The following is a 12,972-nucleotide window of genomic DNA, read 5'->3' as shown; positions in this document are numbered from 1 at the left end:
CGCGGTGGTATGGGCGGCGGGATCTGCGGGTGGAGGAGGTTGCGGTGCCTGTTCCTGCGGCGGGGCAGGTGCTTGTCGAGGTGGAGCGGGTGGGGTTGTGCGGTACAGATCTCGAGGAGTACCTGGATGGGCCGATCGACGCGCGCCCGCCGGTGATCCTCGGGCACGAAATCATCGGCCGCGTCGCGGAGTGCCCGGGTGGTGAGCTCGCCGTCGGCACGCGCGTCGTACCGGATGTGGTCGCCGGGTGTGGGACTTGCTGGTGGTGCTTGCGGCATCAACCTGGGCTTTGCCCTCAGCTAGCCGTGCTTGGTTTGCAGCGGGACGGCGGCCTGGCGGAGTACATGTTGGCCGAGGCAACAACCTGCGTCGTGATCCCGGATGACCTATCTCCGAACGTCGCTGTCTTCGCCGAGCCCGCGGCCGTCGCCGTACGCGCGCTGCGCAAAGCAGGCGACCTCACCGGCGCCCGCATCGCCGTGGTCGGTCTCGGCACCATCGGCAACCTCGTTGTCCAGTTGGCTGCCGCCAGCGGCGCAGTCGAAGTCCACGGCATCGATCCTTCCCCGGACCGCCGGGCTCTGGCCGCCCGCGCGAACTTCGTCACTGCTCCCGGCTTGGTTGGGCAGTACGACGTGGTCGTCGAATGTGCGGGTACTCAGGCCGCCGTCACCTCCGCTCTTGAGCTGACTCGGCCGGGCGGGACTGTCGTGCTGGTGGGGACGGGTGCGGAACAGCTGCAGTTCCCGGTCCGGGACGTCGTACTGCGAGAGAAGCGGATCCTGGGATCCGCCGCGCATGTGTGGGACGAGGACGTCGCGGCCGCGGTCGCGCTGCTCGCCCGTGAGGTGCTCGAACCGAAACCGCTTGTCAGCAAGGTCATCGACCTCGACAGCGTCGTCGCTGAAGGTCTGGATGCGCTCGCGTCCGATCCTGAGCTACTCAAGATCATCGTCGCCCCCTAGAAAGGCCCTGTGTCATGAGACTGACCGATCTCACGCACCCGCTCGCCATCACGATGTGGGACTTCTCCTGGCTCGAGCGCCGCTGGATCGGCGGCGGATTCGAGGACTGGGGCCGCGCACTGGACGAGCTCCGCGAGCGCGGATACGACGCCGTACGCATCGATGCCTTCCCACACTTGCTCGCCACTGACCCCGACCGCGAGTGGGACCTGGTCCCGGTGTGGACCGAGCACGACTGGGGTGCGCCGGCACCGGTCCGGGTCCAGTCGATCCGCTCCGCGCTGATCGAGTTCATCGGCGCGTGCCGAGATCGCGACCTCAAGGTCGGCCTTTCATCCTGGTATCGCGAGGACACCGCCGATGTCCGGATGCGCTACAACACACCGATGTTGCAGGCCGACTGTTGGATCGCCACACTCGACACCATCGTCGGCGCCGGCCTCGGCGACCAGATCCTGTATGTCGACCTCGCCAACGAGTGGCCGATCTCTCTGTTCAATCCCTTCGCCTACTCCGACGGTGTGGCGGCGGAAACGGTCTCCCGGGCGGCCCTCGGACCGTGGATGGACGAAGCGATTGGCGCCGTACGGTCGAAGCACCCCGACTTCGACTACTGCTTCTCCTTCGCCACCGAGCTGACCACGCTCGCGGAGCAGGACCTCAAGTCCTTCGACCTGCTGGAGCCGCATCTCTGGATGACGACGCTGGAGACGAGCGACTTCTACGACCGCATCGGCTACGACCTCGCCTCGAGCCACAACGACCGCAACTCCTACCTCCAACTCCAGCACGCTTCGGCCGAGTACAACCGCGATCCATCGCATTGGCAACAGGCCCTTGCCGACAGCATCCACCACACCGCCGCCTGGTCCCGCGACACCGGCGTCCCGCTCATCACCACCGAGTGCTGGTCCATCGTCAACTGGAAGGACTGGCCCGGCCTCGACTGGACCTGGGTCAAAGACCTCGGCCTGTTCGGCGTCCAGGTGGCCGCACAAACCGGCCGCTGGTCAGCCATCGCCTCCAGCAACTTCTGCGCCCCCCAATTCCGCGGCATGTGGTCCGACGTCACCTGGCACCAGCAAGTCACCGAGGTCATCCACCAAGCCGCCCTCCCGACGACCTGACGTAGCCGGCCCTACTCAGCGTCCTGTGCCTCGATCAGGTCGAGGTCGCGGACGCAGAAGCCGTGGTGCTCGAAGGTCTCGTTGAGCACCGTGCCGAGGCACTGCCGCACCGAGCGGCCCCGGGCGTACGGCGGCCAGACATCGTCGTCGGCACCGGCGCTCGCGCTGCGAGCTGCTCCACGGTGACCTCGTCGAGCCAGGCCTCGAGCTCGGCGGTCTGTGCGTCACGCACGCTCACGATCTCGTCGAGGGCCGGATCGAGCGAGAGGTCAAGCCTGTGCGCTCCACGGTAGGGCTCGACGGTCGTCCCGATGCCCATCGGCGTGAACAACTCCGTCGAGCCCAGGCAGCAGCGGCGGAACCACGAGTCGTGGACGAAGACCAGGTGGCGCATCGTCTGCACCGCCGACCACTCGTCGTTCACGCTGCGGCGCTCGATGCCGGGCGTACGGCGGATTCGCTCGATCGTGGCGGCCCAGCCGGCATGGAGCTGACGCGATGCCTCGCGCAGATCGGCAGGGTCCTCGGAGCGGATCAGCACCCGCACCGGATGACGCCGGTCGAGCTCTGCCTCGACGTACTCGGTGACCTCGACACCGTTCACCACGAGGTTGGTGATGAGCCCATCGATCACGGCATCCTGCATGACGACGCCGATCAGGCGTGCCCCGGTCAGATCGCACTCGCGGAACTCCGCACCGTGCAGATCCTCGTCCACATACCGCGTCATACTCCGCATACTAGGTCCGAGCACCGACAAGCCAGCCTCCGGCTTGATTCACTGAAGTAGGTGAGATCACCTCAGTGGACGGTAATGCTGCCGTTTCTTGTTCTCAGGTGGAGGTGGCGTGAGGCGGACGGGTCGGTGGGGATCTCCAGGTCGGTGGAGCCTTGGGTAGCGACGGCATCGAGGGCGTACCGCGCGGATTGGGGAACCTGGACCGTCAGCGACCCGTCGGTGGAACTGGCCGTGACCTGGTCGGGTGCGTCGGCGAAGAAGAGGGTGATCGAGCCTCGACGACAGTTCACCGCGACCTGTTTGCTGCGCAGTTGCGCCATATCGACCGAGCCGTCAGACGTGTCCACCGTCAGCGGCCCGGTTGTGCCCACAACATCGATCGACGCGTGTTCTGTCTTGACCCGCACGGGAATACCGCCCGGCACGGCGACCGCGACATCCGCTTCACAGTGAATGTCAGAGCAGAACACCCGCACCTCCAATTGCCCACCGATCGTCGACACGTCCACCGTCGGCTGGGCAACGGCGTACGAACCACCGGCATCCACATGCACCCGATCGTCCATGCTCGCCCGCACGTTGACCGGAACATCCGACACAACGCTCACGCCCTGCGCCGCCGGTGCAAAGGTCTGCGAGTAGTTGTACTCGATGTGGCCCCGGATCGACCCCACCGCGACCGCCGCACCACCGGCAACCAAGAGCAGCAACGGCACCAGTCCGATCACCAGCATCCGCCGCTGCGCGGTCGTCAGCCCCGTCCTGAAAGCCATCAGAACCCCAGGAACTTCAGCACAGCCAGCACTCGACGATGCTCGCCTTCCGCCGGCGGCAGCTTGAACTTCAGAAAGATGCTGCTGATGTGCTTCTCCACCGCGCCGGCGCCGATCACCAACGTCTTCGCGATCCCCGTGTTCGACTTGCCCTCCGCCATCGCCCGCAGCACGTCCAGCTCCCGAGGACTCAGCGCGGCGAGCAGGTCCTCCCGCCGCGATCGCACCAGCAGTTGCGAGATCACCTCCGGATCCAGCGCGGCACCGCCGCCCGCAACCCGGCGCAGCCCTTCGATGAACTCATCCACATCCGCAACCCGGTCCTTGAGCAGGTACCCGACCCCGCCAGGGTTGTTGCCGATCAACTCGCTCGCATACCGTTCCTCGACGTACTGAGACAGCACCAGTACGCCGGTCCGCGGCCACTGCTCGCGAATCACGAGCGCAGCCCGCAATCCTTCGTCGGTAAACGTCGGCGGCATCCGTACGTCGACCACACACACGTCCGGCTGATGCTCACCCACCGCCTTCAGCAAATCGTCCCCGTCCCCAACTGCAGCAACAACCGTGCAGTCCTCCTCCTCGAGCAGCCGCACAATGCCCTCACGCAGCAGCACCGAGTCCTCAGCAATCACCACCCGCACGGCTGCACCTCTTTCTCGAATCCACAAACGATCACGCACTCAGCAACGACCCGCCGCACAACACCTCCGCGACCACCACCCCACGACCGCGGCACCTCCCCAAGCCCAACACCACTCACGCGCTGCCTCGCGGCCCGCCGCATGGGACTTCCGCGGTCAGCAAGGTGGGGCCACCCGGTGGACTGGTCACCCTGAGCCGCCCGTCCACACCAGCCACCCGGTCGGACAAGCCTCGCAACCCACTGCCGAGGGCGGGATCCGCGCCTCCCTGCCCGTCGTCCTCCACCTCAACCCGCAGCACGTCGCCGTACCGCCGGATCCGGACCTCGGCCTGGGCTGCGGCCGCATGCTTGGCCACGTTCGTCAGGGCTTCCGTGACGACGAAGTAGGCGATCGACTCGATCGTCAGCGAGGGCCGCTGCTCCACGTCGACAGTCACCCGAACCGGCACCGGAGACCGGGCCGCCACCGCCGAGATCGCCGCATCGAGACCGCGGTCCGTCAGCACCGGCGGATGCAGTCCTCGCGTCAGATCCCGGATGTCGGCGATCGCTTGCAACGCCTCGCCATGCGCTTCGTCGAGCAGCGTCCGGACCGCTGGGTCTTTGTCACCAAGCCGGTTCTTCGCCCGGCCGAGCGTCATCGCCAGGGAGACGAGCCGCTGCTGGGCACCGTCGTGCAGGTCGCGCTCCATCCGTCTCCGCTCGCCCTCAACCGAGTCGACCACCTGCTGCCGGCTCGTCACCAGCTGAGTGACCCGCTCTGCCAGCGCGCCCTTCTCCGACCGGCCTAGCAACGCCTGCGCCAGCTTCCCGTCCAGCGCGGACAGCGTGCGCATCAACCACGGCGACACCACCAGCAGGAAGACGAGGCCGATCACCGCAGCCACACAGGCCCTGGTCATCGTGTCGATCACGAACGGCCCGAGCTCGGCCTGTCCCGCAGCGAACTTCGAGTAGTACAGCGGAAGCCCGATCAGCACCGGCGGCACCGACCACGCGACGACAATGGCGACGATCCATGTCATTGCCATCGGCAACAGGAGTTCGTAGTACAGGAGCTGTCGCCACAGTCCATGGTCGAACAGCGCCGCCCGGGCATCCCTGATCCGCGAGCCGGTCGGTGGTGGCGGTGGCAGCGGCAGTATCAGCTGACCGCGCGTGATCCACGCCCGCGCCCGCTCCCACCCGGCCACGGCGTACACGCACCTGTTGGCCCAGACCGTCAGCGGGAGACCGACGTACGCAAGCGGGAAGCCCACGATGACAACCGCGACCGCGAGCAGCACCAGCACACCGGACGTGAATACGACGACCGCGTCACCGAGCAGGTGGATCGTGGCCAGCCAGAGATACGGCGACCGCCAGAGTCGCCATGGCGCCCGGGGAACCGGGCTTGCAACGCTGCTCATCGAGCCACCTCCCTGGGTGCGTCTTGGCTGCAGGCAACAAACCTACGTGGCCCGTGCCGGCGCCGACATGAGGCCATCCACCGATCTCACCGGGGGTTATCCCCACCCCCGATTCGTGGGCTGGCCGGACTGCGCCGGGCGTCCGCAGCCGGAATGCTCGAGGACGTGAAGACAGCCGCCGAGTACGGCGGTCCGGTGAGTGGAGGCGGCATGGCTGGGAATGCGAGCAGTGGCTTGGTCGACAGGCTCGACGGTGGGCTCGGCGACGCGATCGACGACCGCGTGGCCGAGGTCCTCGACGACTACATCGCGGAGGGACGGCTTGACGGCAGGATCCGTCCACGTCGCTCGCCCGCGGGATTCGCCACAATTGTTGCCGGAGGCGTGGCAGCCGTGCTTCTCCCCTGGTGCCTGATCCTGGCGGCCACCCTGCCAGGCACCTATCAGGCCAGCCACTGGAAACTCGCGTGGGTCGGCTTGGACTGTGCGACGGCGGTGGCCGCCGGCCTCACGGCGTACTTTCTCCACACCCGCAACAGCCGCGCCATCTTGACGGCAATGGCGGCCGGGACGCTGCTGCTCGCCGACGCCTGGTTCGACGTCAGCACAGCAGCGCCCGGCTTCGACCACACGCTCTCGATCGCGGAGGCACTCCTCCTGGAACTGCCTCTCGCCCTATGCGCCTTCCTCCTCGCCTCGCGTGAGCTGAGGAGGGCTAGCCGATGAGCTCGAGTACAGACCCTTGATGCAACGCCCGGTAGACCTTGTCGCGTAACGCGTTCGCCTCTGCGTCGGTGAGGGTCCGGTCAACCGGCCTGAGGACCAGCCTGACCAGCAGGTTTCGCTGACCCGGCGTGAGCTGGAGGCGATCACGAGCGGCCGGCGGCAGGTCGACGTACGGCGTCTCGCCGAGGACCTCGAGGGATTCCGCCGCGTCGGCGTCGGGTCCGAGTGCGTCGCGGACCTTGTCGCCGAGCACCTCCGGTGAGACGTCAGCCGAGGCGTCGACGACAACCGAAAGGTCTCGGCGGACTGGCGGCATCGCGGATACCGGCTTGTACGGCGAGAGGTCCAGCATCTGCTCGGCCACGCGTGGATCGGTTGACCGAAGCAACCGGATGTCGCGGATGCCCTTGCGGAGCATCAGCAGCCGGTCGAGGCCGGGCCCCATAGCCAGGCCGGTCCAGCTGGGGTCGAGACCGGCTCGGCGGAGGACATGCGGCGCAGCGACACCACACTCGCCGATCTCGATCCACTGGTCGTCGAGGAGTACGTCGATCTGACGGCCGCGCGTCGTGTACGGGTGGACCGCCGGGACCGTCCGGTACGTCTGACCTGGCAGGACCGTGTCGACCAGCCGGGCGATCATCTCCTCGAGCTCAGGCTCGCCGAGGGTCACGTTTCGGCTGATCCGCCAGAGGTCGAGCTGGTGCGGCGTACCGGTGTGCTGCCAGTCGACGGAGTCCCGGCGGTAACAGATACCCGCGCAGATCATCAGTACATCGGACGAGTCGGAGCCGGCCAGCTCGCGCAGCGCCGGCGGGATCATCGCCGACGTGTGACTTCGCAGGACTTCACCTTCCGACGCGTAGCGCGTGTACCGGGCCTCGCGGGTGACCGCGTCTCCCGCGTACCCGAGGTTGTCGTAGTTGTCGGCGAGCGTGACCACGGGATGATCGCGCCTGGTCCAGATCTCCGTGTACGGCCAAGCACGGCCGAGCGCCGTACGGATGGAATCGACGATCAGCTGGATCGCGTGCGGTCCTTCGGCGGGATCGGTGAGGTCGCGCAGGGACAGGGCAGCGTGCAGTTCTTCAAGGCTGAGGACGGACATGATTTCTCTCCAAGGTGACGGCTTCGACGGGGAAACACCCCGGTCGGCCACGGTCACCTCAGGAGAGAGCGCAGCAGCAGCTCACCCCGTCGGCACCGTCGTGCCGGCCGGGGCGAAGAAATCGCCGCCCATACTGCGTCATACCAGCCAATATACCTACCAAGTCCACCAAATTCGGCCCTGCCGGGGACGGGCGGTTCCTGATCCTGGCGGGCATAGGATCGGCGGCATGGCGACGCGACTTGTCCAGATTGCGATGAAGGCTCGGGATGACTCCGCACTCGGCCGGTTCTGGGCGGAGGCGCTCGGCTGGGGTGTGGACAGCGAAGGACCTGGCGTGACCAACCTCGAACCTGAGGACTTCACCTATCCCGACCCCGTCGCCGTCTGCGTCGACATCATTGCCGTTCCGGACCCCAAGACGGTGAAGAACCGCGTGCACGTCGATCTCGCCACCACCTCTGCGGCTCATCAGGCGGAGCTGGTCGCGCGCCTCCAGGATCTCGGCGCGACGCCCGTCGACGTGGGCCAGGGCGACGTGCCGTGGACGGTCCTCGCCGATCCGGAGGGCAACGAGTTCTGCGTGTTGGAGCCTCGATCGATCTACCGGGATACCGGGCCGATGGCCGCGGTGGTGGTCGACTGCGCGGATCCGCGAGCCATGGCCCGGTTCTGGGGCGAGGCGATGGACTGGACTGTGCACGAGGTCACCGACGAGCATGCGGTGCTCCGCTCCGCCAAGGGTGTCGGCCCGTATCTCGAGTTCCTTCGCACGCCCGACCCGAAGACCGGCTGGAACCGCGTCCACCTCGACCTCCGGCCGTATCCCGGCGACGATCACCCCGCGGAGGTGGCCCGGCTGCGGGCCCTCGGCGCTACCGACATCGACGTCGGCCAGGGCGATGTGCCGTGGACGGTCCTGGCCGACCCAGAGGGCAACGAGTTCTGCGTCCTAACCCCGCTCTGACGCCGGGCTCCGCGAGCTCCGCATCGGCCGCGATCGTCTGCGCGTGGGCTCCGGCGGGATGCGACGATGGGGCGCATGCGATGGATCGACACGCTTGAAGCCGCGGCCGCCGAGAAGCTGCCTGAAGCTGTGCATCGGTACTTTCGGCAGGGGTCGGCCGGCGGGGTCAGCGTGGGCGAGGCTGTTGCTGCCTGGTCGGCGTACCGGTTCCGTCCACGGGTGCTGAATGACGTCTCCGCGGTGGACATGAGTACGACTGTCCTCGGTACGGCGGTTGACGTGCCGGTGCTGGTGGCGCCGTCAACCATGCACCGGATGGCCGATCCCGGTGGTGAGGCTGCGATGGCGAAGGGCGTGGCCGCGGCGAACTCCTTGATTGGCATCTCCAGCAACGCCGGTACGACCTTCGCCGACATCGATGCGACCGGTGCGCAGTGGTGGTTGCAGATCTACATCGTGCGGAACCGCGAGATCACCAAGCGGATGCTGGATGCCGCCGTCGAGGGCGGCGCGCGGGCTGTCGTGTTGACCGTCGACACTCCGGTGGTGGGCCGGAAGGAAGACACCGGGCAGACGGTGTGGGACCTGGAGCAGCCGGGACAGTGGTTGGCGAACCTGCCGGAAGGTGAATGGGTCGACGAGGACTTGGCGAAGGCGGATGACCTGAGTCCGGATGTGATCGGTTGGCTGGCCGAGCGGACGGGCTGCCCGTGGTGGTCAAGGGCGTGCTGCGCAGCGACGACGCGAAGCGGTGTGCGGACGCAGGTGCTGCCGGAGTCATCGTGTCGAACCACGGCGGCCGTCAGCTCGACGGTTCCATTCCCACGGCGCAGGCGTTGCCGGAGGTCGCGGAGGCGCTCGCGGGAACGAGCACCGAGGTGTACGTCGACGGGGGCATCCGCCGCGGGGAACACATCCTGACCGCACTGGCGTTGGGCGCCCGAGCCGTCTTCGTCGGCCGGCCGGCACTCTGGGCTCTGACCGTCGGCAGCAGCGAGGGCGTCGCTCGCCTCATCACCGACCTCGGTGATGAACTCGACCACTGCCTCCGCCTGGTCGGCTGCCCCCACCCCGAAGACCTGACCCCCGACCTCATCACCCACCGCTTCACCGACTGAGCGCGATTAGCAGGGGCGGGCCCACCCAGGCTGACCTGACAAAGCGCAAACGGAAGGGCCCCGGTCCGAAGACCAGGGCCCCTGCGTGTGCTTGTCCGACTCAGGCGTCGGCCGACTCCTCGAGGAGGTTGCGGGTCAGGTTGGGGTCAACCTGGACGCCCGGACCCATCGTGGTCGAGAAGACGGTCTTCTTGATGTACCGGCCCTTCGAGCTGGCGGGCTTCAGCCGCAGAATCTCCTCCAGCGCGGCGCTGTAGTTCTCCACCAGCTGGGCCTCGTCGAACGACGCCTTGCCGATGATGAAGTGCAGGTTCGCGTGCCGGTCGACCCGGAACTCGATCTTGCCGCCCTTGATGTCGGTCACGGCCTTCGTGACGTCCGGGGTGACCGTGCCGGTCTTCGGGTTCGGCATCAGACCGCGCGGGCCGAGGACGCGGCCGAGGCGGCCGACCTTGCCCATCAGGTCGGGGGTGGCGACGACGGCGTCGAAGTCGAGCCAGCCGTCGGTCACCTTCTTGATCATGTCGTCGTCGCCGACGAAGTCGGCGCCGGCGGCCTTCGCGGCCTCGGCCTTCTCACCGGTGGCGAAGACGAGGACCCGTGCCGTCTTGCCGGTGCCGTGCGGAAGGTTGACGGTGCCGCGCACCATCTGGTCGGCCTTGCGGGGGTCGACCCCGAGCCGCATCGCGACGTCCACGGTGGAGTTGAACTTCTTGCCGCCGGCGGCCTCCTTGGCCAGCCGGATCGCCTCGAGCGGCGTGTACAGGTGGTCGAAGTCAATCTTCTCCGCGATCGTGCGGTAAGCCTTGCTGCGCTGTGCCATGGGTGTTCCTCTCTGGGGTGTGGTCTCCGGGCGGCGCTTTCGCCCTGCCACTACTGCGTGAAGTTGTTGCCGGTACGGCGATCAGCCGGTCACCCCGGCCTACGTCGTACCGCTGAAGGCTGGACTCAGCCGTCGATCGTGACGCCCATCGAGCGCGCGGTGCCCTCGATGATCTTCATTGCGGCGTCGATGTCGCGGGCGTTCAGGTCCGGCATCTTGGTGGTGGCGATCTCGCGGACCTGGTCCTTGGTGATCTTGCCGACCTTGTCGCGCTGCGGGACGGCCGAGCCCTTCTGCAGACCGGCGGCCTTCTTGATCATCTCCGGCGCCGGCGGCGTCTTGGTGACGAAGGTGAAGGAGCGGTCTTCGTAGATGGTGATCTCGACCGGAATCACGTTGCCGCGCATGGACTCCGTCTGGGCGTTGTACGCCTTGCAGAACTCCATGATGTTGACGCCGTGCGGACCGAGCGCGGTACCGACCGGCGGTGCCGGCGTTGCGGCACCGGCCTGGAGCTGCACCTTGACCAGGGCAGCGATTTTCTTCTTCGGAGGCATTCTTTCGGGTCCTTAGACTTTCTGGATCTGGCTGAAGCTGAGTTCCACCGGGGTCTCCCGGCCGAAGATCTCGACCAGCGCCTTGATCCGCTGGGCGTCGGCGTTGATCTCCGTGATCGTGGCGTGCAGGGTCGCGAACGGCCCGTCGACCACCATGACCGAGTCGCCCACACCGAAGTCGGCGACCTCGACCTTCTTCTTGGCCGCGGTCTTGGCGGGTGCGGCGCCGGCTTCGGCAGCCGCCGCCTCGGCCGCCGCCACGACGGCCGGAGCGAGCATCTTCTCCACCTCTTCGAGGCTGAGCGGGACGGGCTTCTGGCTGTTCCCGACGAAGCCGGTCACCGACGGCGTGTGCCGCACGGTCGACCAGGACTCGTCGGTCAGGTCCATCCGGACCAGCACGTAGCCGGGGAGGACGGTGCGCTTGACCATCCGGCGCTGCCCGTTCTTGATCTCGGCGACCTCCTCGGTCGGCACGATGATCTCGAAGATGTAGTCCTCCATGTTCAGGGAGTTGATCCGGTTCTCCAGGTTGCCCTTGACCCGGTTCTCCATCCCTGAATACGTGTGGACGACGTACCAGTCGCCGATCTGCGAACGCAGCCGGGAGCGCAGCTCCTCCAGCGGGTCGCCCGGCTCCTCTTCCTCGTCCTCGTCGGCGGCCTGCGCCTCGGCGGCAGCGGCCGCGGCGGCGAAGGCGTCCATGTCGGCGTCGTCGTCCGCCTCGTCCTCGTCGTCGGTCGCCGTACCGGAGTCCGCGCTGGAGAAGACGAGCTCGTCGGCGTCCGCCGCTTCCTCGGTGACGTCGTCGCTCGCCGTCTCGGCGGTCTCGGCGGCCAGTTCGTCGGCGGCTTCATCGACGTCGGCCGCGGTCACGACCTCGTCGTCCTCCGCGGCGTCGGCGGCGGCGACCACTACGACCGGCTCGTCGTCGGAGTCGTCCTCGTCGGCGGGACCTTCCTCGGCCTCGTCGTCGGCGGAGTACTCCTCGGCTTCGTCCAGTTCGTCGTCGTCGATCTCGACCTCATCGTCAGCGTCGACGTCCACGAACGGGTCGTCGTCATCGTCCTCGTCGTCACCGAACAGGTCGTCGTCATCGTCGTCGGTGTCGTCCAGATCGAGGTCGAGGTCCAGGTCGATCTCGTCGTCGGAGTCAGCGGATACGTCGAACTCGTCCTCGTAGTCGAGGATCTCGTCGTCGCGCTCGGACACGTTGTACTCCGTCATCTGTGCATCGGGTCTTGTCTCTGCTTCGGGTCGGGCCGCGGCCCGGGACCCCCGGCTCGGCGTTCGTGGGCGGCTACGAACCTCAGCCGAAGATCTTGAACATCGCCCAGCCGAAGGCGAGGTCGAGGACCGAGACGATCGTGATGACGAACACCACGAAGGTCAGGACCACCACGAAGTAGGTGGAGAGCTGCTTGCGAGTCGGCCAGACGACCTTGCGGAGCTCGGCAACCACCTGGCGGTAGAAGCGCAGCAGGCGATTGCCCTGCTTGCCTTCCGCAGGCTTGCCGGCGCCGGACGGTGCCGGGGTGCGCGTCTCCGTCACGACCAACCTCTTTCGCTAGCGGCGGCCTGACCGGCCCTGCGCCGGTCAGGATTTGCAGGGCACGAGGGACTTGAACCCCCAACCTTCGGTTTTGGAGACCGATGCTCTGCCAGTTGAGCTAGTGCCCTCTGCAATCCTCCGGACGCCGCGCGGGACCTGATCTCGGGCATGCCGGATCAGGGCCACCAACGCCCGGACTAGAAGAGTGTACGGGGTCGGAGCCACCTGGTCGAACTGAGGTTCCCACCGCGCACGACCCGAACCGGGCGCCGCACCGCGACCAGAACCATACAGCCTCCACGGGATCCCAACGGACCACACCCCCCGCGTGTTCCCCGCCCCACGCTCCCCACCCGCCCCACTCCGCCTGTGCCCTGGATCACGTCCGCGGACCGCCAGGCCATCACAACTGCCGCCCGCGGGCGGCGCTCCCGCCTGGACCCGTCCGGATCGCGTGATTGT

The 12,972-nt window shown here is 67.4% G+C and carries 14 protein-coding genes, 1 tRNA gene and 1 pseudogene; 6 read left to right on the top strand and 10 right to left on the bottom strand.

What is annotated here, in order from left to right; translation table 11 throughout:
- The first annotated feature begins 44 nt into the window (after positions 1 to 44).
- Both EV646_RS11805 and EV646_RS11800 read left to right on the top strand, forming a co-directional pair.
- Entirely contained in the window at positions 45 to 965 is a 921-nt protein-coding gene (locus tag EV646_RS11805; RefSeq protein WP_158290947.1) for a zinc-dependent alcohol dehydrogenase, read from the top strand.
- Positions 966 to 979: 14 nt separating this feature from the next.
- Complete coding sequence (locus EV646_RS11800) at positions 980 to 2,092, top strand: cellulase-like family protein (protein WP_132147481.1); 1,113 nt, start codon at positions 980 to 982, stop codon at positions 2,090 to 2,092.
- A 34-nt stretch (positions 2,093 to 2,126) separates the two neighbouring features.
- Here EV646_RS11800 and EV646_RS11795 read toward each other — a convergent pair whose 3' ends face one another.
- From EV646_RS11795 to EV646_RS11780, 4 genes are all read right to left on the bottom strand, one after another.
- Entirely contained in the window at positions 2,127 to 2,822 is a 696-nt protein-coding gene (locus EV646_RS11795; RefSeq protein ID WP_199236933.1) for a DinB family protein, read from the bottom strand.
- A gap of 71 nt (positions 2,823 to 2,893) precedes the next feature.
- Positions 2,894 to 3,604, bottom strand: a complete 711-nt coding sequence (locus EV646_RS11790; protein ID WP_132147478.1) for a DUF4097 family beta strand repeat-containing protein — start codon at positions 3,602 to 3,604, stop codon at positions 2,894 to 2,896.
- Positions 3,604 to 4,248, bottom strand: a complete 645-nt coding sequence (locus EV646_RS11785; protein WP_132147475.1) for a response regulator transcription factor — start codon at positions 4,246 to 4,248, stop codon at positions 3,604 to 3,606. Before EV646_RS11785 ends, EV646_RS11790 begins: the two co-directional genes overlap by 1 nt.
- Before the next feature lie 115 nt (positions 4,249 to 4,363).
- Positions 4,364 to 5,659 carry a sensor histidine kinase gene (locus EV646_RS11780; protein ID WP_132147471.1) on the bottom strand — a complete coding sequence of 432 codons (1,296 nt, stop codon included), beginning with the start codon at positions 5,657 to 5,659 and terminating at the stop codon, positions 4,364 to 4,366.
- Between the two features lie 165 nt (positions 5,660 to 5,824).
- Here EV646_RS11780 and EV646_RS11775 point away from each other — a divergent pair, with 165 nt between their 5' ends.
- A complete protein-coding gene (locus EV646_RS11775) occupies positions 5,825 to 6,385 on the top strand; it encodes a hypothetical protein (RefSeq protein WP_132147468.1) in 561 nt (186 codons plus the stop codon).
- Here EV646_RS11775 and srmL read toward each other — a convergent pair.
- On the bottom strand, positions 6,375 to 7,493 hold the full coding sequence (gene srmL / locus EV646_RS11770) for a PheS-related mystery ligase SrmL (RefSeq protein ID WP_132147465.1): 1,119 nt from the start codon (positions 7,491 to 7,493) through the stop codon (positions 6,375 to 6,377). The genes EV646_RS11775 and srmL overlap by 11 nt on opposite strands.
- 229 nt (positions 7,494 to 7,722) lie before the next feature.
- Here srmL and EV646_RS40025 point away from each other — a divergent pair, with 229 nt between their 5' ends.
- The 3 genes and pseudogenes from EV646_RS40025 (at position 7,723) to EV646_RS40015 (ending at position 9,578) form a co-directional block, all read left to right on the top strand.
- Positions 7,723 to 8,460 carry a VOC family protein gene (locus EV646_RS40025; protein ID WP_132147462.1) on the top strand — a complete coding sequence of 246 codons (738 nt, stop codon included), beginning with the start codon at positions 7,723 to 7,725 and terminating at the stop codon, positions 8,458 to 8,460.
- A 66-nt stretch (positions 8,461 to 8,526) separates the two neighbouring features.
- Positions 8,527 to 9,042: pseudogene (locus EV646_RS40020) on the top strand (alpha-hydroxy-acid oxidizing protein); the annotation flags it as partial.
- A 128-nt stretch (positions 9,043 to 9,170) separates the two neighbouring features.
- Positions 9,171 to 9,578: an alpha-hydroxy acid oxidase gene (locus tag EV646_RS40015; protein WP_338419250.1), complete on the top strand. Its 408-nt coding sequence runs from the start codon at positions 9,171 to 9,173 to the stop codon at positions 9,576 to 9,578.
- Positions 9,579 to 9,678: 100 nt separating this feature from the next.
- Here the strand turns inward: EV646_RS40015 and rplA are convergent, their stop codons facing one another.
- The 5 genes from rplA to EV646_RS11735 form a co-directional block, all read right to left on the bottom strand.
- Positions 9,679 to 10,401 carry a 50S ribosomal protein L1 gene (gene rplA / locus EV646_RS11755; protein ID WP_132147459.1) on the bottom strand — a complete coding sequence of 241 codons (723 nt, stop codon included), beginning with the start codon at positions 10,399 to 10,401 and terminating at the stop codon, positions 9,679 to 9,681.
- 125 nt (positions 10,402 to 10,526) lie between these two features.
- The gene (rplK, locus tag EV646_RS11750) at positions 10,527 to 10,958 is read right to left on the bottom strand and encodes a 50S ribosomal protein L11 (RefSeq protein ID WP_132147456.1); all 432 of its coding nucleotides are present in this window, start codon (positions 10,956 to 10,958) and stop codon (positions 10,527 to 10,529) included.
- Positions 10,959 to 10,970: 12 nt separating this feature from the next.
- Entirely contained in the window at positions 10,971 to 11,873 is a 903-nt protein-coding gene (nusG, locus tag EV646_RS40010; protein WP_422386709.1) for a transcription termination/antitermination protein NusG, read from the bottom strand.
- Between the two features lie 394 nt (positions 11,874 to 12,267).
- A complete protein-coding gene (gene secE / locus EV646_RS11740; RefSeq protein WP_132147450.1) occupies positions 12,268 to 12,510 on the bottom strand; it encodes a preprotein translocase subunit SecE in 243 nt (80 codons plus the stop codon).
- Between the two features lie 55 nt (positions 12,511 to 12,565).
- A tRNA-Trp gene (locus EV646_RS11735) sits at positions 12,566 to 12,638 on the bottom strand.
- Positions 12,639 to 12,972 lie beyond the last annotated feature (334 nt).

It is taken from the genome of Kribbella antiqua, assembly GCF_004345665.1.
In the GTDB taxonomy this organism is placed as follows: Bacteria; Actinomycetota; Actinomycetes; order Propionibacteriales; family Kribbellaceae; genus Kribbella; species Kribbella antiqua.
This window is presented reverse-complemented; position numbering and strand designations above follow the sequence as displayed.